The 25,377-nt window shown below is 70.4% G+C and carries 1 protein-coding gene (running past both ends of the window); it reads left to right on the top strand.

Every position in this 25,377-nt window falls within one protein-coding gene, locus AB0I35_RS25295, for a non-ribosomal peptide synthase/polyketide synthase, read on the top strand. The gene is 43,995 nt long; 5,887 of those nucleotides lie to the left of the window and 12,731 to its right, leaving coding positions 5,888–31,264 in view, spanning codon 1,963 (partial) through codon 10,422 (partial); the first complete codon in view begins at window position 3. The start codon and the stop codon both lie outside this window.

The raw sequence follows: 25,377 nt of genomic DNA, 5'->3' as shown, positions 1-25,377 counted from the left end.
TCCGCATCGAGCTCGGTGAGATCGAAGCCGCCGTGCTCTCGCACCCGGAGATCGCGCAGGCCGCGGTCATCGTGCGCGAGGACCAGCCCGGCGGTCAGCGCATCGTCGCCTACGTCGTCGCCGAATCACACAAGCTCGACCTCGACGAGGTCCGCCAGTTCGCCGCCGACCAGCTCCCCGCGTACATGGTGCCCTCGGCGTTCGTGCAGCTCGACGCCATTCCGCTGACCGTCAACGGCAAGCTGGACCGCCGCGCTCTGCCCGCCCCGGTGTTCGAGGTGCGCGAATTCCGTGCTCCGACAACGCCGATCGAACAGATCATCGCGCAGGTCTTCGCCGACGTGCTCGATCTGCCGCGTATCGGCGTCGACGACGACTTCTTCGAACTCGGCGGCAACTCGCTGATCGCCACCCAAGTGGTTTCGCGCGTCGGCATCGCGCTGGACACCCGCGTTCCGGTGCGGATGCTGTTCGAGGCGTCCACCGTGGCCGCCCTGGCCGCGCGCGTGGAATCGCAGGCCGGCGACGGCGCCCACAAGGCGCTGGTGGCGCGCGAGCGGCCCGAACAGGTGCCGCTGTCGCTGGCTCAGCAGCGCATGTGGTTCCTCAACCGCTTCGACACCGCCTCGGCGGTCAACAACATCCCGGTCGCCATCCGCCTGTCCGGTGACCTCGACGTGGCGGCGCTGCAGGTGGCCGTCATCGACGTCATCGACCGGCACGAGTCGCTGCGCACCGTGTTCCCCGACTCCGGCAACGGCCCGGTGCAGGTGGTGCTCGACGCCGCTCAGATCGTGCCCGACCTCACCCCGTACCGGGTCACCGAGGAAAACCTCATCGATCACCTGATCGATCTCGCGTCGATGGCCTTCGACGTGACCAGCGAAGTACCGCTGCACGCACGGCTTTTCGAGATCTCCGATTCCGAGTACGTGCTCGGCATGGTGGTGCACCACATCTCCGCCGACGGCTGGTCGATGGCGCCGCTCTCGCGCGACGTCATCATGGCCTACGCCGCGCGCACCTCCTGGGAGGCGCCGACCTGGGCCGAATTGCCGGTCCAGTACGCCGATTACGCGCTCTGGCAGCGCGAGGTGCTCGGCTCCGAGGACGACCCGACCTCGCTGATCTCCTCGGAGATCGACTACTGGAAGCGCGAACTCGCCGATCTGCCCGACGAGCTGGTGCTCCCGGCCGACCACCCGCGTCCGCCCGCCGCCAGCTACCGGGGTGGCACCTACAGCTTCGTCATCGCGGGCGAAACCCAGCGTGCCCTCATGGAATTGGGCCGCCGCTACAACGCCTCGCTGTTCATGGTGATGCACAGCGCCCTCGCGGTGCTGCTCGCGCGCTCGAGCGGATCGTCCGACATCGCCATCGGCACCCCGGTGGCCGGTCGTGGTGACCAGGCGCTCGACGATCTCGTCGGCATGTTCGTCAACACCCTGGTGCTGCGCACCGAGGTGGACGGCGCCACCGCCTTCGCGAGCCTGCTCGACCAGGCCCGCGAGACCGATCTGCAGGCCTTCGCCCACGCCGACGTGCCGTTCGAGCGCCTCGTCGAGGTGCTCAACCCGGCGCGTTCGCAGGCGCGGCACCCGCTGTTCCAGGTGATGCTGTCGTTCCAGAACACCAAGCAGGCCTCGCTGCAGCTGCCCGGCCTGTCGGTGAGCGGTATCGACTACGACGCCCAGCTGGCCAAGTTCGACCTGCAACTGACGCTGACCGAGGTGCAGGACACCGATGGTGAGGTCGGCGGCATGTCGGCCGAGTTCTCCTACGCGCTCGATCTTTTCGAGGAATCGACGGTCGCCGCGTTCGCCCGCCGCCTCGACAACATCTTCGCCGCGATCGTCGCCGACCCCGAGGTGCCCGTCGGCGACATCGACCTGCTCGCGCCCGAGGAGCACGCGCAGGTCCTGGTCGACTGGAACGACACCGCGCACGCGGTGCCGCACGCCACCCTGGTCTCGCTGTTCGACGCCCAGGTGGAGCGCACCCCTGACGCGGTCGCGCTGGTCTTCGAAGCCGAACAGCTCACCTACCGCGAGCTGCAGGAGCGCGCCAACCGCATCGCCCGCAGGCTGATCGCCGACGGTGTGGGCCCGGATTCGCATGTGGCCCTTGCCATCCGGCGTTCCACCGAACTCGTCGTCGCCATGTACGCGGTGCTGCAGACGGGTGCGGCCTACGTGCCGCTCGACCCCGATCAGCCCGCCGACCGCATCGGCCACATCATCGAGACCGCTCAGCCGCGGCTGGTGCTCACCAGCCGTCGCGACGGTTTCGAGGTCGAGGGCGTCACCGTGCACGCCGTCGAGAACATCGAGGCGCCCGCTGATTTCAGCGGTGCCCCGATCACCGACGCCGAGCGGGTGCGTCCGCTGCGCGACAGCAACACCGCCTACGTCATCTTCACCTCCGGTTCGACCGGCCGCCCCAAGGGTGTCGCCGTCGACCACGCCGCGATCGTGAACCGGCTGCTGTGGATGCAGCACGAGTACCCGATCGACGCCACCGACGCGGTGCTGCAGAAGACCCCCGCTACTTTCGACGTGTCGGTGTGGGAGTTCTTCTGGCCCCTGCAGACCGGTGCGCGCCTGGTGGTCGCGAAGCCCGACGGTCATCGCGATCCGGTGTACCTGGCGCAGATCATCGCCGAACAGTCCATCACCACAGCGCATTTCGTGCCGTCGATGCTGTCGGTGTTCGTGTCGACCCTCGGCAACAACGGCAACGGTGACGCGGTGCGCATGCGTCAGGTGTTCGCCTCCGGTGAGGCGCTGCCCGCGCCGACCGCACAGCGCCTGCGTGAGCTGACCGGCGCCCGCCTGCACAACCTGTACGGCCCCACCGAGGCCGCCGTCGACGTGACCTATCACGAGGTCGTCGACGCCGACGTGGAGACGGTGCCGATCGGCCGTCCGGTGTGGAACACCAAGGTGTTCGTGCTGGATTCGCGGCTGCACCCCGTCGCCTCCGGTGTCGCCGGTGAGCTGTACCTGGCGGGCGATCAGCTCGCCGTCGGCTACCTCAACCGGGCCGACCTCACCGCCGACCGCTTCGTCGCCAACCCCTACGGTCCCGCCGGTTCGCGCATGTACCGCACCGGCGACCTGGTCACCTGGACCCGTGACGGTGAACTGAACTACCTGGGCCGCACCGACTTCCAGGTGAAGCTGCGCGGCCTGCGCATCGAGCTCGGCGAGATCGAGGCGACGCTGCTGGTCCAGCCCGGTGTCGCGCAGTCGGTCGTCGTCGTCCGTGCCGACGCGCACGCGGGCGATCAGCTCGTGGGTTACGTGGTGCCCGAACAGGGCTCGGCTCTCGATGTGGCCGCGGTCAAGGCCGGGCTCGCCGCCGAGCTGCCCGCCTACATGGTGCCCTCGGCGCTGGTCGTGCTCGAGGCGTTCCCGCTCAACGCCTCCGGCAAGCTGGATCGCAAGGCGCTGCCGGCGCCCGTGTTCGAGGCGAAGGTGTTCCGTGCCCCCTCCACGCCGATCGAGGAGATCGTCGCCGAGATCTTCGCCGACCTGCTCGGTGCCGAGCGCGTGGGCGTGGACGACGACTTCTTCGCCCTCGGTGGCAACTCGCTGGTCGCCACCCAGGTCGCGGCCCGCCTGAGCAAGGCGCTCGACGCCGAGGTCGGCGTGCGCACCCTGTTCGAGGCGCCGACCGTCGGCGCGCTCGCCGCGCGGGTGGAATCGCACGCGGGCAGCGGTCTGCGCGCCGAACTCACCGCGCGTCCGCGTCCGGAGTACCCGCCGCTGTCGCTGGCTCAGCAGCGCATGTGGTTCCTCAACCGCTTCGACGCCGAGGACACCGGCACCTACAACATTCCGGTCGCGGTGCGCCTGCAGGGCCTGCTCGACTTCCCCGCGCTGCGCGGCGCGGTCGCCGACGTGATCGCCCGCCACGAGTCGCTGCGCACCGTCTTCCCGTCCCACGACGGCACCGCCTACCAGAAGGTGCTAGCCGCCGCGGCCGCCATTCCGGACGTGGAACTGGTCGAGGCTGTGTCCGACTTCGGGGCTCCCGAGGGCTCTGCGTGGTCACGCTCCGCTACCGCCTCCGAGCCCGCCGGTCGCCCCGGCGAAACCGACATGGCGACCTCGCTCTACGAGTTCGCCCGTCGCGGTTTCGACGTCACCGCGAATCCGCCGGTGCGCCTTCGGGTCTACGAGCTGAGCGAACGCGAGCACGTGCTGGTGATGGTGGTCCACCACATCGCCTCCGACGGTTTCTCGCTGCGCCCACTGGTGCGCGACCTGATGACCGCCTACGTCGCCCGCACCGCCAACGCCGAGCCCGGCTGGCCGCCGCTGGCCGTGCAGTACGTGGACTACGCGCTGTGGCAGCGCGAGGTTCTCGGTGACGAGAACGACCCGACCTCGCTGATCTCCGAGCAGCTCGACCACTGGCGCACCGCGCTGGCCGACCTGCCCGACGAGCTGCGCCTCGGCCACAAGTCGCGGCCCGCGCAGGCCAGCTACCAGGCGGGCACGCACCGCTTCGAGGTGCCGGGCGAACTCGTCGACGCTCTCAACCGGGTGGCCCACCAGCACAGCACCACTCTGTTCATGGTCGTGCACAGCGCTTTCGCCGTGCTGCTCGCACGCCTGTCGGGCACGTCCGACATCGCCATCGGCACCCCGGTCGCCGGTCGTGGTCAGCAGGCCCTCGACGACCTGGTCGGTATGTTCGTCAACACCCTGGTGCTGCGCGCGCAGGTCGAGCCAGGCGTCGCGTTCACCGAGCTGCTCGGCCAGGTGCGCGAACACGACCTGGCCGCCTTCGCCCACGCCGACGTGCCGTTCGAGCGGCTCGTCGAGGTGCTCAACCCGGCCCGCTCGCAGTCGCGGCACCCGCTGTTCCAGGTGATGCTGTCGTTCCAGAACCTGGGCCGCACCACCCTGGAGCTGCCCGGCCTGACCGTGTCGGAACTGGGCATCGACCAGCACACCGCCAAGTTCGACCTGCAGCTCGCGCTGAGCGAGGTCCCGGCCGACGACGACAGCCACCTCGACGCCGAACTCGTCTACGCCACCGACCTTTTCGACGCCGCGTTCGCCACCACCTTCGGCGCCCGTCTGCTGCGTGTGCTCGCCGCGATCGTGGCCGACCCCACCGTGGCCGTCGGCGACATCGAACTGCTGGACAACGCCGAGCGCACCCTGGTGCTGGACCGGTGGAACGACACCGAATTCGCCGTCGACGCCGCGCTGAGCACCCCCAGCGACGACGACCCGGCCACCCTGAACGCGCTGTTCGAGGCGCAGGTCGCGCGCACGCCCGACGCGACAGCTCTCACGTTCGAGGGGACAAGTCTGTCCTATGCCGAGTTCGCGGTGCGCGTGCGCAAGCTCGCCCGCTGGCTCAAGGACGCCGGTGTCGGCCCGGAATCGTATGTGGCCCTTGGTATGCGGCGCTCGATCGACCTGCTGGTCGGCATGTACGCCGTGTCCGCCGCCGGTGGCGCGTACGTGCCGCTCGACCCCGATCACCCGGCCGAGCGCATCGAACACATCCTCGACACCGCCCAGCCGGTGTGCGTGCTGACCTCGGGGGAGAGCCTGCCCGCGGCCGCCGGTCGCGAGGTACGCATCGACCAGCTCGACCTGTCCGGCCACTCGGCCGAGCCGGTCACCGACGCCGACCGGCATCGCCCGCTGCGCTCGGGCAACACCGCCTACGTCATCTTCACCTCCGGTTCGACCGGTCGCCCCAAGGGTGTCGCGGTCAGCCACGCGGCCATCGTCAACCGCCTCGTGTGGATGCACGCCGCCTACGGGCTGGCCGCCGACGACGTGGTGCTGCAGAAGACGCCCGCCACCTTCGACGTGTCGGTGTGGGAGTTCTTCTGGCCGCTGCAGGTCGGTGCGCGCCTGGTGGTCGCCAAGCCCGACGGGCACCGCGACCCGGCCTACCTGGCCCGGCTGATCGTGGCCGAGCAGGTCACCACGGTGCACTTCGTGCCGTCGATGATGGCCGTGTTCGTCACCGAACCGCTTGCCGCCGATTGTGTTTCGCTGCGCAATGTGTTCGCCTCCGGTGAGGCGCTGCCCGCGCCGACCGCGCAGCGCTTGCGCGAACTCACCGGTGCCGCGCTGCACAACCTGTACGGCCCGACCGAGGCCGCGGTCGACGTGACCTTCCACGAGGTCACCGAGGCCGACACCGATACCGTGCCGATCGGCGCGCCGGTGTTCAACACCCGTCTGTACGTGCTGGATTCGCGCCTGCGACCTGTTCCGGTGGGTGTCGCGGGTGAGCTGTATCTGGCGGGTGTGCAGCTGGCCCACGGCTACGTCGGTCGCCCCGACCTCACGATGGACCGCTTCGTCGCCGACCCGTTCGCCCCCGGCGAGCGCATGTACCGCACCGGTGACCTCGTCACCTGGACCCCTGACGGCGAGCTGGAGTACCTGGGCCGCACCGACTTCCAGGTGAAGCTGCGCGGCCTGCGCATCGAACTCGGCGAAATCGAGTCCGCGCTCACCGCGCTGCCGCAGATCGCGCAGGCGGTCGTGGTGGTGCGCGCCGACGAGCACACCGGCGACCAGCTGGTCGCCTACGTGATCCCGGAGACCGGACAGAGTGTCGACACCGACGCGACGAAGGCCGCCCTGTCCGCCGAACTGCCGGTGTACATGGTGCCCGCCGCGTTCATGGTGCTGAACGCCTTCCCGCTCAACGCTTCCGGCAAGCTCGACCGCAAGGCGCTGCCCGCCCCGGTGTTCGCCGCGCGGGTGTTCCAGGCGCCGGTCACCCCGGTGCAGCAGATCGTCGCCGCCACCTTCGCCGAGGTGCTCGGCGCGGGCCAGGTCGGCCTCGACGACGACTTCTTCGAACTCGGCGGCAACTCGCTGGTCGCCACCCGGGTCGCCGCGCGCCTGTCGGAAGCCCTCGACGCCCAGGTGCCGCTGCGCGCGCTGTTCGAGGCGCCCACCGTCGCCGCGCTCGCGGCCCGCGTGGAGACCGCGTCCGGCCGTGGTGCCCGTGTGCCGCTTACGCCGCGTCCGCGCCCCGAGCTGGTCCCGCTGTCGCAGGCACAGCAGCGGATGTGGTTCCTCAACCGCTTCGACAACCGCACCGCCGTCAACAACATCCCGATCGCCGTCCGGCTCACCGGTGAACTCGACACGGCCGCACTGGAATCCGCCATCGCCGACGTGATGGCCCGGCACGAGTCACTGCGCACCTTCTACCCTGTGTTCGATGGCGTCGCGGCCGAGGGCCCTGCGTGGTCACGCTCCGCTACCGCCTTTGGGCCCGCCGACCGCGACGCGGTGATCGAGGGCGCGGGCTACCAGCAGATCCTGCCCGTCGACGAGGTCCGTTTCGCGCTGCCCGCCCAGCCGGTCGCCGCCGAGGACGTCGTCGCCCGCGTGGTCGAGCTGGCGAGCGTCCAGTTCGACGTCACCCGCGAGGTGCCGTTCCGCGCGAGCCTGCTGCGCATCGATGAGCGCACGCATGTCGCCGTCCTGGTGATGCACCACATCAGCGGTGACGGCTTCTCGCTGCGTCCACTGCTGCGTGACGTGGTGGTCGCCTACACCGAACGCGCGCGCGGTGAGGTGCCCGCCTGGGCGCCCCTGGAGGTGCAGTACGCCGACTACACGCTGTGGCAGCGTGAGGTGCTCGGCGAGGAGTCCGATCCCGACTCGGTCGCCGCGGGTCAGCTCGCCTACTGGACCGAGCAGCTGCGCGACCTGCCCGACCAGATCGAGCTGCCCGCCGACCGGCCGCGTCCCGAGATCGCGACCAATACCGGTGACCTGTACCGGTTCTCGATCGACGCCGAACTGCATCGGGCGCTCACCGAGATCGCCCGTGCCCGCGGCGTCACCCTGTTCATGGTGATGCACGCGGCCCTGGCCACCTGGGCCGCGCGCCTGTCCAACAGCACCGACATCGCGATCGGCACCCCGATCGCCGGCCGTGGCGAACGCTCGCTCGACGACCTGGTCGGCATGTTCGTCAACACCCTCGTGCTGCGCAGCGAGGTCGACCTCGGCGGGCGCTTCGGTGACCTGCTCGAGCAGGTCCGCAAGGTCGACCTGTCGGCCTTCGCCAATGCCGATGTGCCGTTCGAACGCCTCGTCGAGGTACTCAGCCCCACTCGCTCGCAGGCGCACCACCCGCTGTTCCAGGTGGCGCTCACCTTCGAGGCGGCCACCGCCGCCGACACCGGCACCGTGGCGCTGCCGGGTCTGGATCTCGACGTGGTCGACTTCGACCCGGGCACAGCCAAATTCGACGTGCAGCTCACCGTGGGCGAGGCCGCCGACGGCTCGCTCGCCATGTCCTGGAACTACGCCACCGATCTGTTCGACGCCGAGACGGTCGCCGCCTTCGGCGACCGCCTGGTCCGCATCCTGCGTACCGTGGCCGAGAACCCCGACGTGATCGTCGGTGACATCGACCTGCTCGGTGAGGCCGAACAGCGCGATGTCGCCCAGCGCTGGGTGTCCTCGGGCGCCGACGCCATCGCCCTGCCCGTGGTGCACGATGCCAGCACCCCCGCCGGCTACCGGCGCGGGCTGTTCGGCAACCGGCACACCACCCTCGTCGACCTGTTCGACGCGGCCGCTGCCGCCTACCCGGATCGGATCGCCGCCAAGTTCGGCGTCGAATCGCTCACCTACGCCGAACTCGACCGGCGCGCGAATGTGCTGGCGCGCAGGCTGATCGACGACGGCGCGGGCCCGGAGTCGCTGGTCGCGGTGATCCTGCCGCGTTCGCTGGATCTGGTCGTCGCCCTGCTCGCGGTGGTGAAGACCGGTGCCGGTTACGTGCCGGTCGACCCGACGTACCCGGCCGAGCGCATCGCCTACGTGCTCGAGGATTCGCGCCCGACCAGCGTCGTGCTCGACTCCACCGTTCAGGTGACGGTGCCCGCGCACCTGCCCTCGGTGGTCCTCGACGGGTTCGCCGTGGAGACCGGCAATGTGGAGGACGCCGACGACGCGCCCATCACCGATGCCGATCGCCTCGCACCGCTGTCACCGGACAATGTCGCCTACGTCATCTACACCTCCGGCTCGACCGGCCGCCCCAAGGGCGTCGCCGTCGCGCACCGGAATGTGGTGCGGCTGTTCGCCAATACCGATCGCGACTTCGGCTTCGGCCCGCGCGATGTGTGGACCCTGTTCCACTCCTACGCCTTCGACTTCTCCGTCTGGGAGCTGTGGGGTCCGCTGCTGTTCGGCGGCTCGCTGATCGTCGTGGACTACTACACCTCGCGTTCGCCCGAGCAGTTCCTGGAACTGCTGCGGGTGGAGCAGGTGACGGTGCTCAACCAGACGCCGTCGGCGTTCTACCAGCTGGCCGAGGCCGACCGGAACGCCGGACCGGGCGTCGCGCCGCTGGCCCTGCGCTACGTGGTGTTCGGCGGTGAGGCGCTCGAACTGCGCCGCCTGTCGGATTGGGTTGCCCGCCACGGTGATTCGTCGCCGACGCTGGTGAACATGTACGGCATCACCGAGACCACGGTGCACGTGTCGTTCCGCGCGCTGGACGCGAAGACCATCGCGGCGGCGGCCGGTTCGGTCGTCGGCCGGGCCATCGCGGGCCTGAGCGTGTTCGTGCTCGACTCGCGTCTGCGTCCGGTGCCGGTGGGTGTCGCGGGTGAGATGTATGTCGCGGGACCGCAATTGGCGCGCGGCTACCTGGGCCGACCCGACCTGACGGCCACGCGTTTCGTCGCCAACCCCCTCGCAGGCCCGAACCAGGCCGGTTCGCGGCTGTACCGTTCCGGCGACCTCGCGCGCTGGAACCGTTTCGGCGAACTCGAATACCTCGGCCGCGCCGACGACCAGGTGAAGGTGCGCGGTTTCCGCATCGAGCTCGGTGAGATCGAAGCCGCCGTGCTCGCCCAGCCCGGTATCGCGCAGGCGGCGGTCATCGTGCGTGAGGACACCCCCGGTGACCAGCGCATCGTCGCCTACGTGGTCGCCGATGCCGATATCGAGCCCGATCTCGATGCCGTTCGCACCGGCGCCGCGGAGCAGCTGCCCGCCTACATGGTCCCGGCCGCGCTGGTGCGGCTCGAGTGGATCCCGCTCACCGTCAACGGCAAGCTCGACCGTCGTGCCCTGCCCGCCCCGGCGGTGCAGGCGCGCGCCTTCCGCGCCCCGGTCACGCCGGTGCAGGAAACCGTGGCCTCGGTGTTCGCCGACGTGCTCGGCCTGGACCGGGTCGGCGTCGACGACGACTTCTTCGACCTCGGCGGCAACTCGCTGATCGCCACCCGCGTCGTCGCCCGCATCGGCGCCGCGCTCGGTGCGACGGTGCCCGTGCGTGCCCTGTTCGAGGCGTCGACCGTGGAAGCCCTCGCGGCTCGGGTGGAATCGCACACCGGCGGAACCGCTCGGGCGGCGCTCGTGGCCCGTGAGCGCACCGACGGCGAACTGGTCCCGCTGTCGTTCGCCCAGCAGCGGATGTGGTTCCTCAACAAGTACGACACCACCTCCTCGGCCTACAACCTGCCCGTCGCGATCCGCCTCACCGGCGACCTCGACGTCGAGGCGCTGTCGCTGGCGCTGGCCGACCTCGTGCGCAGGCACGAGTCGCTGCGCACCCGCTACCCCGAGCACGGCGGCACGCCGGTGCAGCAAGTCGTTGCGGCCGAACGTATTTCGTTGGACCTGCGCCCGGTCACCGTCGCTGCCGATCAGCTCTTCGAGACTGTCACCGAGTTCGTCTCCACCGGATTCGATGTGGCGGAAGAGGTGCCGTTGCGCGCCCGGTTGTTCCGCGTCGCGCCCGGGAACGACGGTGCGCACGCGAACGGCGCCGCGTCCGCCCGCGACGGTGCGCACGCCCCGAGCGCGGCCCAGCTCGCCGGTTCCGGTGCGGCCGCCGAGCACGTGCTTGTCGTGGTGGTCCACCACATCGCCGCCGACGGCTTCTCCATCGCCCCGCTGACTCGCGACGTGATGCTGGCCTACACGGCTCGCGCCCAGGGCACCGCGCCCGGCTGGGCGCCGCTGCCGGTGCAGTACGCCGACTTCGCGATCTGGCAGCGCGCCGTCCTCGGCACCGAGGACGACACCGAATCGCTGATGGCGCGTCAGGTGGCCTACTGGCAGCGTCAGCTCGCCGGTGTCCCCGACGAACTGACCCTGCCCTTCGACCGGCCGCGACCGGCCGTCGCCTCGCTGCGCGGCGCGTCGGTGCACCGCGAGCTCTCGCCCGAGCTGATCGCCCGCCTCGACGAGGTGGCCCGACGGCAGGGTGCCTCGCTGTTCATGGTCATGCACACCGCGCTCGCGGTGCTGCTGGCCCGCCTGTCCGGTTCCGACGACATCGCCATCGGCACCCCCATCGCCGGTCGTGGTGAGCAGGCCCTCGACGACCTCGTCGGCATGTTCGTCAACACCCTGGTGCTGCGCACCGGTGTGCGCCCCGGTGAGTCGTTCACCGACCTGCTCGAGCAGGCCCGCAAGACCGACCTCGACGCCTACGGCAATGCCGACGTGCCGTTCGAGCGCCTGGTCGAACTGCTCGCACCCGAGCGGTCGCAGGCCCGCAACCCGCTGTTCCAGGTGATGCTGGCCTTCCAGAACCTGGACCGCACCACCCTTGAACTGCCCGGTCTGGCCGTGTCGGCGCTCGATCTCGACGAGAGCGTCGCCCGCTTCGACCTGCAGTTCACCCTGTCGGAGCTGGGTGAGCCCGGCAACGGTGGGATGGCGCTGTCGCTGAACTACGCCACCGAACTGTTCGACGAGACCACCGTCGACACCATCGCGACCCGTTGGGAGCGCGTGCTCGAGGCAGTTGCCGCCGATGCCGCGGTGACCATCGGTGCCATCGACGTCCTCGATGCCGCCGAGCGGGCCGACCTCGTGTTCCGCGTCGGCGAACCCCCCGTGCCCGCCCGCACCCTGCGCGAACTCCTGTCCGCCGCCGTCGCCCAGAACCCGACCGGCGACGCCGTCGTGTTCCAGGGGACGACTCTCTCTTACGCCGAACTCGACGAACGGTCGAACCGCTTGGCGCGCTTGCTGATCGAGCGCGGCATCGGCGCCGAGGACCTCGTCGCCATCGGCGTCCCCCGCTCGGCCGACTCGGTCCTCGCCGCCTGGGCCGTCGCCAAGACCGGCGCCGCCTTCGTCCCGGTCGACCCGACCTACCCCGCCGACCGCATCGCCCACATGGTCACCGACTCCGGTTCGCCGCTGGGCATCACCGTGGCGTCGGTGGCCGACGGTCTGCCCGACATCGCCGCGGATGGGGCAGGCGCCGACGCGAAGGCGGCCGGTTGGCTGGTGCTCGACGAACTCGACCTCGGTCGCTTCGACGGCGGCCCGATCGCCGACGGCGAGCTGGTCCGGGCGACAACTCCCGAGCAGCCCGCCTACGTCATCTACACCTCCGGTTCGACCGGTGTGCCCAAGGGCGTCGTGGTCACCCATGCCGGTCTCGCCAACTTCGGTGAGGAGCAGGCGAAGCGCTACCACCTCGACTCGTCCACGCGCGCACTGCATTTCGCGTCGCCCTCGTTCGACGCGTCGATCCTCGAACTGCTGCTCGCCCTGGCACGTGGCGGTGCGCTTGTCGTCGTCCCGCCGGGTGTGTACGGCGGCGACGAGCTGTCCGAGCTGATCCGCAGCGAGCGGGTCACCCACGCCTTCATCACCCCCGCCGCCCTGGCCACCTTCGACCCGAGCGGGCTCGACTCGCTGCGGGTGCTGGTTGCCGGTGGTGAGGCGGTGCCTGCCGACCTGGTGCACAAGTGGGCGGTTCCGTTGGCGGACGGCACGACTCGTGCGTTCCACAACGGCTACGGTCCGACCGAGACCACGATCATGACGAACATCAGCGATGCGCTGGCGCCGGGCGAGCTGGTCACCATCGGTGGCCCTACGCGCGGCATGCGCTCGCTGATCCTCGACGCCCAGCTCCAGCCAGTTCCGGTGGGTGTCGCTGGTGAGCTGTACCTGTCCGGTATCCAGTTGGCGCGCGGCTACCACGCCCGTCCGGGTCTCACGGCCGACCGGTTCGTGGCCGACCCGTTCGTCCCGGGGGAGCGGATGTACCGCACCGGTGACGTCGTGCGCTGGACGCCGGAACGCACCGTCGAGTACGTGGGCCGCTCCGACTTCCAGGTGAAGATCCGCGGCTTCCGCATCGAACTGGGCGAGATCGACTCCGCGCTGGCCTCCCACGACACCGTCGACTTCGCCGTCACCCTCGGCCACAAGAGCAGCGCGGGCGCCGTCTCGCTGGTGTCGTATGTCGTTGCCGCGCCGGGCCGTTCGCTCGATGTGGCCGCACTCACCGCGCAAGTCGAGGAACGCCTGCCCGCCTACATGGTGCCGTCGTCGATCATGGTGATCGACCGGGTGCCGCTCACCCCGGTCGGCAAGCTCGACCGCAAGGCCCTGCCGGAGCCGGTGTTCGCCACCGAGGTCTCCTTCCGGGCCGCGCGCACCCCGGTCGAGCAGACCATCGCCGAGGTGTTCGCCGAGGTCCTCGGTGTGGAGCGCGTCGGTGTCGACGACTCGTTCTTCGCCCTCGGCGGTGACTCGATCGTCTCCATCCAGCTCGTCTCCCGGGCCAAGGCCCGTGGCGTGCTGTTCACCCCGCGCCACGTGTTCGAACAGCGCACCGTCGCCGGTCTGGCCTCGGTCGCCGAAACCGCCGATGTCGCTGCGGCTTCCGCCGTGACGCTGGCGGAGCTGCCCGGTGGCGGTGTCGGTGAGATGCCGCTGACCCCGGTGGTGCGGTTCATGGCCGAGCGCTCCGGTTCCTTCGACCGGTTCAACCAGACCATGGCCCTGGAACTGCCCGTCGGCATCGACCGGGCGGGGATCGCGGCCACCGTCGGCGCGGTCGTCGACCGCCACGACATGCTGCGCTCGCGTCTGCACCAGGTCGACGGCCGCTGGGTCGTCACCACCGCCCCCGCGGGCAGCGTGGACGCCGACACCCTGATCGACCACACCACCTTCGACCCGAACGTCTCCGACGCCGAACTGTTCGAGATCGCCTCGGCCGCATTGGACTCCAGTCTGGACCGGCTCGACCCGGCCGCCGGTGTCGTGGTGCGTTTCGTGTGGCTCGAACCCACCGAGCCGGTCACCCCGACCATCTCGCTGCCCGGCACCGCGTCGGCTGGTGGCGCAACCTCGTCCGCCGACGCCGGGAACAGGTCCGCGCGCCGTGCGGGTCGACTGATCGTGGTGGCCCACCACCTCGTCGTCGACGGTGTGTCGTGGCGAATCCTGGTGCCCGACTTCGTCTCCGCCTGGGGTCAGCTGTCCTCGGGCCAGCAACCGGAGCTGGTCGCCCCCGCCACGTCCATGCGCGCCTGGGCGCACGCCCTGGCCGACGAGGCACGCAACCCCGACCGCCTCGCCGAGCTCGACTTCTGGCGTGAGGTCGTCGAAACACCGGACCCGCTGCTCACCGAGCGGCCGATGAACCCGGCCGTCGACGTCTCCGGTGTGATCGAGAAGCTGCCGGTCGAGGTGTCCGCCGAGGTCACCAAGGCCCTGCTCACCACCGTGCCCGCCCTGTTCCACGGCGGCGTGAACGACGGTCTGCTCACCGCGCTCGCCCTGGCCGCCGCCAAGTGGCGCACCCGTCGCGTCGCGGGCAAGTCGGACGACTCGAACGACGCCCTGCTGGTTCGCCTGGAAGGCCACGGTCGCGAGGAAGAGGTCGCGCCCGGCGCCGACCTGTCCCGCACGGTCGGCTGGTTCACCGCGATCTTCCCGGTGCGTCTGGACCTGACCGGCATCGATCTCGACGCCGCCCTGGCCGGTGGTCCGGCGATCGGCCAAGCCGTGAAGGCGGTCAAGGAACAGCTGCTCTCGGTGCCCGACAAGGGCATCGGGTACGGCCTGCTGCGGTACATGAACGCCGACACCGCCGCCGAACTGCCCACCGAGCTGCCCGGCCAGATCAGCTTCAACTACCTCGGCCGGGTCGCCGACAGCGATGTCCCCGACGCGCTGCGCGGTTTCGGCTGGATCCCGGCCGCGGAGCTGGCCTCCCTCGGCGGTGCCTACGACGCCGACATGCCCGCCATGGCACCGCTCGATGTCAACGCGATCGTCGTCGGCGACAAGCTCAGCGCCAATATCGGTTACCCGAGCACCCTGCTGGGCGAGGCCGAGGTCCGCGAATTCGCCGACCTGTGGGTCACTGCCCTGGAAGCCGTTGCCCGGCATGCCAATTCCGCCGACGCGGGCGGCCATACGCCGTCCGACTTCGCGCTCGTGCGCGCCACCCAGCGCGACATCGACGTCTGGGAGCGCCGCTACCCCGAGCTGACCCAGGTGTGGCCGCTGGCCGCGCTGCAGGCCGGCCTGTTCTTCCACGCCCGCCTCGCCGCGAGCTCGGTCGACGTCTACACCGCCCAGGCCGTGCTCACACTCACCGGTCATGTCGACGCCACCCGTCTGCGCGCCGCTGCCCAGGCACTGCTCGACCGGCACGAGACCCTGCGCACCGCGTTCGTCACCGATCACGACGGCAACGCCGTCCAGATCGTCCTCGACAACGCCCGCGTGGTCTGGGCCGAACACGACCGCACCGAAACGGGCGAGTTCGCCGACCTCGTCGAGGCCGACCGCAACGCCCGCTTCGACCTGGCCGAGCCGCCGCTCATCCGCTTCACCCTGATCCAGGTGGGCGAGCACGAATGGCGTTTCGTGGTGGCCAACCACCACATCCTGCTCGACGGCTGGTCGATGCCGCTGGTGATGCGCGACCTGCTCGCGCTCTACGCCCTGCACGGTGACGCGAGCGCGCTGCCCGCCGTCCGCTCCTACCGTCACTTCCTGGAATGGGTCGCCCAGCAGGATCATTCGGCTTCCGTGGCCGTCTGGTCCGATGCGCTGCGTGGGGTCACCGAGCCCACGCTGCTCGCCCGCCCGGACGCGAGCCGCGAGATCACCGCCCTGTCGGACGAGTACCTGTTCGATCTGGACGAGATCACCACCGGCCGCCTGGTCGCGCTGGCCGCCGACCTCGGCGTCACCCCGAACACCGTGCTGCAGGTGGCCTGGTCGATCGTGCTCGGCCGGATGACCGGTCGCGACGACGTGCTCTTCGGCACCACCGTCTCCGGCCGCCCCGCGCAGCTGTCGGGCGTGGAATCCATGGTCGGCCTGTTCATCAACACCGTGCCGGTGCGCGTCCGCTTCGACGCCGCCGAATCGGTGCGCGACGTGCTGACCCGCACCCAGGGCGAGCAGGCCGACCTGCTCGACCACCACTACATCGGCCTGGCCGAGATCCAGTCGGCCGCCGGGATCGGTGGCCTGTTCGACTCGCTGGTGGTCTTCGAGTCCTACCCGGTCGACGCCGAGGGCATCAAGGCCCAGGCCGCCGACATCGACGGCATGGCCGTCACCGGCCTGGACGCCGCCGACGCCACCCACTACCCGCTCTCGCTCATCGCTCAGCTCGACACCCAGCTGCGCATCCGCGCCGGCTACCTGAGCGACCTGTTCGACGCCGCGACCGTGCACCGCATCGCCGAGCGCCTGATCCGGGTGCTCACCGCGATCACCGCCGAACCGACGGTGGCCGTTGGCGATATCGAACTGCTCGACGCCGCCGAACGCGCACTCGTCGTGCGCGACTGGAACGCCACCGCGCACGAGGTGGATCAGCGCGCCACCCTGGTCTCGATGTTCGAGCAGCAGCTGGCCCGTACCCCGCAGGCCACCGCCCTCACCTTCGAGGGGACGAGTCTGTCCTACGCCGAGTTCGCGGCACAGGTGTATCGCCTGGCCCGCTGGCTCGTGGATCGTGGTGTCGGCCCGGAAACCTATGTGGCCCTCGGCATGCGCCGCTCGCTGGACCTGGTTGTCGGCATGTACGCGGTGAGCGTGGCCGGTGGCGCCTATGTGCCGCTGGACCCCGATCATCCGGCCGAGCGCACGGAATACATTCTGGCGACGGCGGACCCGGTGTGTGTGCTCACCTCGGGCACCGATCTGGAGATCGACACCGCGCAGGTCCGCATCGACCTGCTCGACCTGTCCGGTTACGCCGACACCCGCCTCACCGACGCCGAACGCACCTCCCCGCTGCGTCCGTCGAACACCGCGTACGTGATCTTCACCTCCGGTTCGACGGGCCGCCCGAAGGGTGTTGCCGTCGGCCACGGCGCGATCGTCAACCGCCTCGTGTGGATGCAGACGCAGTACGGCCTGACCGAGGCCGATGTCGTCCTGCAGAAGACGCCCGCCACGTTCGACGTGTCGGTGTGGGAGTTCTTCTGGCCCTTGCAGATCGGTGCGCGCCTGGTCGTTGCCAAGCCGGACGGTCATCGTGATCCCGCCTACCTGGCCGAGATCATCGCGGCCGAAGGCGTCACCGTCACCCACTTCGTGCCGTCGATGCTCGCTGTGTTCGTCGCCGATGCCGCTGCCGCGCAGTGTGATTCGCTGCGCTTGGTGTTCGCCTCCGGTGAGGCGCTGCCGCCCAAGCCCGCGCACCGCCTGCGCGAGCTCACCGGTGCGGCGCTGCACAACCTGTACGGCCCCACCGAGGCCGCGGTCGACGTCACCTTCCACGAGGTCGTCGACACCGACACCGACACCGTGCCGATCGGCGCCCCGGTGTTCAACACCGAGGTCTACGTCCTCGACGCGCGCCTGCGGCCCGTCCCGGTCGGTGTAGCGGGTGAGCTCTACCTCGCGGGCACCCAGCTGGCCCGCGGCTATGTCGCCCGCCCCGACCTCACCGCCGACCGCTTCGTCGCGAATCCGTTCGGTGCGAACGGCGAGCGCATGTACCGCACCGGTGACCTCGTCACCTGGACCGAGCAAGGCGAGCTGGAGTACCTGGGCCGCACCGACTTCCAGGTGAAGCTGCGCGGTCTGCGCATCGAGCTCGGCGAGATCGAGTCGGCCCTCACCGGCCTCGACGAGGTCGCCCAGTCGGTCGTGGTGGTCCGCAGCGACCAGCACACCGGCGACCAGCTGGTCGCCTACGTCATCCCCGCCGTCGGCCGCACGGTCGACATCGAGGACGCCCGCGAGGAACTGGGCAACAACCTGCCCGCCTACATGGTGCCGTCGGTGATCATCGTCCTCGACGAGTTCCCGCTCAACGCCTCCGGCAAGCTCGACCGCAAGGCCCTGCCCGCCCCGGTGTTCGAGGCCGCGGTGTTCCGCGCGCCGACCACGCCGGTCGAGGAGATCGTCGCCGCCACCTTCGCCGATGTGCTCGGCCTGGACCGGGTGGGCCTCGACGACGACTTCTTCGCCCTCGGCGGCAACTCGCTGACCGCCACCCAGGTCGCCGCGCGCCTGTCGGCCGCCCTGGAATCCGATATCGGCGTGCGCGAACTGTTCGAGGCGTCCACGGTCGCCGCGCTGGCCGCGCGGGCCGAGACGCATTCCGGTGACGAGCGGCGCGCGCCGCTGGTTCCGCAGCAGCGCCCCGCGCGGGTGCCGCTGTCGCTGGCCCAGCAGCGCATGTGGTTCCTCAACCGCTTCGACCCCGAGTCGGCCGTCGACAACATCCCCGCCGCCGTTCGCCTGTCCGGTCTGCTCGACCGCCAGGCACTGCAGGTGGCCGTGGCCGACGTGCTCGCCCGCCACGAGTCGCTGCGCACTTACTACCCGGAGGCCGATGGCGCCGCCCACCAGGTGATCGTCGCGACCGGCAAGGTCATCCCCGACCTCGCCCCGATCGAGACCACCGAAGCCGAACTGCCGCAGCGTCTTTCGCAGCTGGTGCTGACCGCGTTCGACGTCACCGCCGAGGTGCCGTTCCGCGCCGCCCTGTTCGAGGTGAGCCCCACCGAACACGTGCTCGCCCTCGTGGTGCACCACATCTCGGCCGACGGCTTCTCCATGGGCCCGCTCACCCGCGACGTGATGACCGCCTACAGCGCCCGCGTGGAAGGCGCCGAACCGGCCTGGCGACCCCTCGAGGTCCAGTACGCCGACTTCGCGCTCTGGCAGCGTGCCGTGCTCGGCGACGAGGACGACGCCGCATCGGTGATCGCCAAGCAGATCTCGTTCTGGAGCGAGCACCTGCGCGGCCTGCCCGAGCAGCTCGACCTGCCCGCCGACCGGCCACGTCCGGCCGTCGCCAGCGGTCGCGGCGCCACCCACACCTTCGAGATCGACGCCCGCACCCACGCCGCGCTGGCCGCGCTGGCCCGCACCCGTGGCGCCACTCTGTTCATGGTCACGCACGCGGCCCTGGCCCTGCTGCTCGCACGCCTGTCCGGTGAGTCCGACATCGCCATCGGCACGCCCATCGCGGGCCGTGGTGAACGCGCGCTCGACGACCTGATCGGCATGTTCGTCAACACCCTCGTGCTGCGCACCGAGGTCGACGGGGCGGCGAGCTTCAGCGAGTTGCTCGCCCAGGTGCGCACGAGCGACATCGCGTCGTTCGGCCACGCCGATCTGCCGTTCGAGCGGTTGGTCGAGATCATCAACCCGGCCCGCTCGCAGGCGCGCCACCCGATGTTCCAGGTGATGCTGGCCTTCCAGAACACCGGCCAGACCAGCCTCGAACTGCCCGGCCTCACCGCCAGCGGTGTCGACCTGCCGATCGACGTCGCCAAGTTCGACCTGCAGGTGGTGCTCACCGAGAAGCCCGGTGACACCGCCGGCATGGTCGCCGAGCTGATCTACGCGACCGACCTGTTCGACGCGTCGACCATGAACCGCTTCGGCGCCCGCTTCACCCGCCTGCTCAATGCCATCGCGGCCACCCCGAACCGCGCCGTGGGCGACATCCCACTGCTGGATGCCGCCGAGGTGCAGCTGGCCGTTCGCGGCTGGAACGACACCGCCCACGAGCTGCCCGGCGCGGGCACCCTCGTCGACGAGTTCGCCCGCCAGGCAACGGCCACCCCGAACGCGGTCGCCCTCATCGACCCGGCCACCGGCGAAACCCTCACCTACGCCGAATTCGCCTCGCGCGTACACCGTTTGGCGCACCGCCTGATCGAGGCCGGTGTCGGCCCGGAGAAGCTGGTCGCCCTCGGCCTGCGCCGCGGCATCGACCTCGTGGTCGCGGCGTACGCGGTGCAGGAAGCAGGCGGCGGCTACGTCCCGCTCGACTTGGACCAGCCCGCCGACCGCATCGCCTACGTGCTCGAAACCGCCGATCCCGTCGTCGTCCTGACCACGACCCGCGACGGTTTCGCCGTCGACGAGCCGACCACACTGGTCATCGACGCGATCGACCTGTCCGCCTACTCCGACACCCCGGTCACCGATGCCGAACGCATCGCACCGCTGCGCCCGCAGCACCCGGCCTACGTCATCTTCACCTCCGGTTCCACCGGTCGCCCGAAGGGTGTGGCGGTGCCGCACTCGGCGGTGGTGAACCAGATCCGTTGGATCACCGCGGAATACGGCATCTGTGCCGACGACGTGGTGCTGTTCAAGACGCCCGCCACCTTCGACGTGTCGGTGTGGGAGCTGTTCGGCCCGCTGAGCACCGGTGGCAGCTTGGTCGTCGCGAGCCCCGACGGGCACCGCGACCCGCAGTACCTCGCCGATGTCATTGCAGCGCAACGGGTCACGATGACCTCGTTCGTCCCGTCGATGCTCACCGTCTTCGCGGGCAGCATCGATGCGGCTGCGGTCGAGGGCGGCGCTCTGTCCTCACTGCGTGCCCTGCTGATCGCCGGTGAGGCCTTCACCGGTGACGCCGTGGCCGCGCTGCGGCGGGTGAGCGACGCCGAACTGTTCAACCTGTACGGCCCCACCGAGTTCACCGTGCACGCCACGCACGGCCCGGTCGCCGACCAGGTCGACGGCGCCGTCCCGATCGGCGCGCCGGTCTGGAACGCCGAGGCCTACGTGCTCGACGCCCGCCTGCACCCGGTCCCGGCCGGGGTCGCGGGTGAGCTGTACCTGGCCGGTTCCCAGCTGGCGCGCGGCTACTTCGGCCGCCCCGACCTCACCGCCGACCGCTTCGTCGCCGACCCGTTCGGTGACGACGGCGCCCGCATGTACCGCACGGGCGACCTCGTGCGTCGCGACGAGCACGGCGTGATCACCTACCTCGGCCGCACCGACTTCCAGGTGAAGCTGCGCGGTCTGCGCATCGAGCTCGGCGAGATCGAGGCCGCGCTCACCGCGCACCCCACCGTCGGCCAGGCCGTGGTGATCGTGCGTTCGGACGCGCGCACCGGCGATCAGCTGGTCGGCTACGTCGTGCCCTCGGCGGGTGCGACCGTCGAAACCGAAACGCTGCGTGCGCATCTCGGTGCGCAACTGCCGTCGTACATGGTTCCGGCCGCGTTCGTCGTGCTCGACGAGATGCCACTGAGCGCCAACGGCAAGCTCGACCGCCGCGCCCTGCCCGACCCGGTGTTCGAGGCCCGCGAGTTCCGCGCGCCGAGCACCCCGATCGAGGAGATCGTCGCCGCCACCTTCGCCGAGGTGCTCGGCCTGTCGGAAGACCAGCCGGTCGGCCGCGACGACGACTTCTTCGACCTCGGCGGCAACTCGCTCATCGCCACCCAGGTCGTCGCCCGCCTCGGCGCCGCACTCGACACCCGGGTTCCGGTTCGGGTGCTGTTCGAAGCGCCGTCGGTCTCGGCGCTGGCCGCCAAGGTGGAAACCCACGCGGGCAGCGGCAGCCGCCGCGAGCTCGTCGCCGGGCCGCGCCCGGAGCAGGTGCCGCTCTCGCTCGCCCAGCAGCGCATGTGGTTCCTCAACCGGTTCGACAGCGCCACCGGCGTCAACAACATCCCGCTCGCTGTCCGCCTGACCGGTGACCTCGACGTCGACGCGCTGCGCCAGGCCGTGGCCGACGTGGTCGAGCGGCACGAAGTGCTGCGCACCGTGTACCCGGAAACCGCCGACGGCCAGGGCGTGCAGGTCGTCCTGCCCGCGGCCCAGGTGCCGATCACGATCGACCCGATCACCATCGGCGAGGACGAGATCCGCGACCGCATCAGCGAACTCGTGCTCGCCGGTTTCGACGTGACCGCACAGGTCCCGGTGCGCGCCGAACTGCTGCGCGTGGCCGGTTCCATGGACGGCTCACACCCCGACACCCACGTGCTCGTCTTCGTGGTGCACCACATCTCCGGCGACGGCTGGTCGGTGCGTCCGCTGGCCCGCGACGTGATGATCGCCTACGCCGCCCGCTCGCGCGGCGAGGCACCGGGCTGGGCGCCGCTGCCCGTGCAGTACGCCGACTTCGCGCTGTGGCAGCGCGAAACCCTCGGCTCCGAGTCGGACGCGTCGTCGATGATCGCCCAGCAGGTGGCCTACTGGTCGAACACGCTCGCCGGGCTGCCCGACCAGCTGGATCTGCCGAGCGACCGCCCGCGTCCGGCCGTGGCCTCCAACCGCGGTGGGGTGCACGAGTTCTCGCTCGACCCGGCGCTGACGCACAGCCTCAACGCGCTGGCCCGCGAACACGGCGCCAGCCTGTTCATGGTGGTGCACGCCGCGTTCGCCGCCCTGCTCGCGCGCCTGTCCAACAGCGACGACATCGCCATCGGCACCGCTGTGGCCGGCCGTGGTGAAGCGGTGCTCGACGACGCCATCGGCATGTTCGTCAACACCCTCGTGCTGCGCAGCACGGTCGACCCGGCGCAGTCGTTCGCCGAGCTGCTCGCCGCCACGCGGGAGCACGACCTGGCCGCCTTCGGCCACGCCGACCTGCCGTTCGAGCGGCTCGTCGAAATCCTCAACCCGGCCCGTTCGCAGGCGCGCCACCCGCTGTTCCAGGTGATGCTGTCGTTCCAGAACACCGGCGAGGCCTCGTTCGAACTGCCCGGCCTCGAGGTCGCGGGCGTCCCGCTGGACGTGGTCACGGCCAAGTTCGATCTGCACCTGAACCTGACCGACCGCTACCGCGCCGACGGTTCCGCCGACGGCATGACCGCCGAGTTCGCCTACGCGACCGACATGTTCGACGCCGACACCATCGCGGCCCTGGCCAAGCGCCTGGTGCGGATGCTGTCGTCGGTCGTCGCCGAGCCGACCCGCCCGATCGGTGACGTGGAGCTGCTGGCACCGGTCGAAAAGCGCCAGGTCGTCGCCGACTGGAATGCCACCGCGCACCCGGTCGACCAGGCCGCGACCCTGGTGTCGATGTTCCAGGCACAGGCCGCGACCAGCGCGAACACACCGGCCCTCACGTTCGAGGGGACAACTCTGTCCTACGCCGGGTTCACCGCCCGGGTGAACCGCCTGGCCCGCCACCTGATCGCCCAGGGCGTCGGCCCGGACACCATGGTCGCGCTCGGCATGCGCCGCTCGCTCGACCTGGTGATCGGCATGTACGCGGTGAGCGTGGCCGGCGGCGCCTACGTGCCGCTCGACCCCGACCACCCGGCCGAGCGCACCCACTACGTGCTCGAGACCGCGGCACCGGTGTGCGTATTGACCACGGCCCGTGACGAATTCGACGCGGGCTCGACCACCGCGCTGCACATCGACAGCCTCGACCTGGCCGGCTACTCCGACGCACCGGTCACCGATGCCGAGCGGATCGCGCCGCTGCGTCCGTCGAACACCGCGTACGTGATCTTCACCTCCGGATCGACGGGTCGTCCGAAGGGTGTGGCGGTGAGCCACGCCGCGATCGTGAACCGTCTGGTGTGGATGCAGGAGCAGTACGGCCTGACCGCCGACGACGTGGTGCTGCAGAAGACGCCCGCTACCTTCGATGTGTCGGTGTGGGAGTTCTTCTGGCCCTTGCAGATCGGTGCGCGCTTGGTCGTGGCTAAGCCGGACGGTCATCGTGATCCGGCCTACCTGGCCGAACTCATCGCGGCCGAGAGCGTCACCACCGCGCACTTCGTGCCGTCGATGATGTCGGTGTTCGTGGCCGAACTCGCCTCCGACGACGGCCGCGCCGACAGCCTGCGCCTGGTCTTCGCCTCCGGTGAGGCGCTGCCAGCGCCGACCGCCCAGCGGATGCGCGCCCTCACCGGCGCGGCCGTGCACAACCTGTACGGCCCGACCGAGGCCGCCGTCGACGTCACCTTCCACGAGGTCACCGACGCCGACACCACCTCGGTGCCGATCGGTGCGCCGGTGTTCAACACCCAGGTGTATGTGCTGGATTCGCGCCTGCACCCGGTCCCGGTCGGTGTCGCGGGTGAGCTGTACCTGGCCGGTGTGCAACTGGCTCGCGGCTACGTGAACCGCCCCGATCTCACCGCCGACCGCTTCGTCGCCGACCCGTTCGGCACCGACGGCGCTCGCATGTACCGCACCGGTGACCTCGTCACCTGGACCGCGCAAGGCGAGCTGGAGTACCTGGGCCGCACCGACTTCCAGGTGAAGCTGCGCGGTCTGCGCATCGAACTCGGCGAGATCGAGTCCGCGCTCACCGCACTGCCCGAGATCGCCCAGTCGGTGGTCGTGGTCCGTGGCGACGAACGCCTCGGCGACCAGCTCGTCGGCTACCTGATCCCGTCGGCCGGTTCCACTGTCGACATTGACGCGGTGCGCGCCGAACTCGCCAGCGCCCTGCCCGCGTACATGGTGCCGACGGCGTTCGTGATCCTGGACGCCTTCCCGCTCAACGCCTCCGGCAAGCTCGACCGCAAGGCGCTGCCCGCGCCGGTGTTCGAGACGAAGGTGTTCCGCGCCCCCTCGACCCCGATCGAGGAGATCGTGGCGGGCACCTTCGGCGACGTGCTCGGCGTGACCCGCGTGGGTGCCGACGACGACTTCTTCGAACTCGGCGGCAACTCGCTGCTGGCCACCCAGGTCACCGCCCGCATCGGCGCCGCCCTGGACACCCAGCTCGCGGTCCGCGACCTGTTCGAGGCCTCGACCGTGTCGGCGCTGGCCGCCCGCGCCGAGCACAACGCCGGTTCCGGCCGTGCCCGCCCGCGCCTGAAAGCGGGGGAGCGGCCCGAGGTCATCCCGCTCTCGCCTGCCCAGCAGCGGTACTGGTTCCTCAACCAGTTCGACACCTCCACCTCCGCGGTGGACAACATCCCGCTGGCGGTCCGCCTCACCGGCGACCTCGACGTGTCCGCGCTCGAGCAGGCCATCGGCGACGTGTTCGCCCGTCACGAGATGCTGCGCACCGTCTACCCGGCATCGCCCGACGGCCCACGCCAGGTGATCCTGCCGAACTCGCAGATCAGCGCGCAGGTGCACCACATCGAGGTCGACGAGTCCGAATTGCTCGGCGCGGTCGTCGAATTCGCAATGACGACGTTCGATGTCACCCGGGAAGTGCCGCTCGCCGTCGCGCTGTTCGAACTGAGCGAGACCGACTACGTGCTCGCCTTCACCGTGCACCACGTCTCCGCCGACGGTTCCTCCATGGGCCCGCTGGCGCGTGACATCATGGCCGCCTACGTGGCCCGCGCCCAGGGTGAGGCGCCGCAGTGGGCGCCGCTGCCCGTGCAGTACGCCGACTACGCGCTGTGGCAGCGCGAGGTGCTCG

The sequence above is a fragment of the Nocardia sp. NPDC050378 genome, assembly GCF_040655675.1.
Taxonomy (GTDB): Bacteria; Actinomycetota; Actinomycetes; order Mycobacteriales; family Mycobacteriaceae; genus Nocardia; species Nocardia coubleae.
This window is presented reverse-complemented; position numbering and strand designations above follow the sequence as displayed.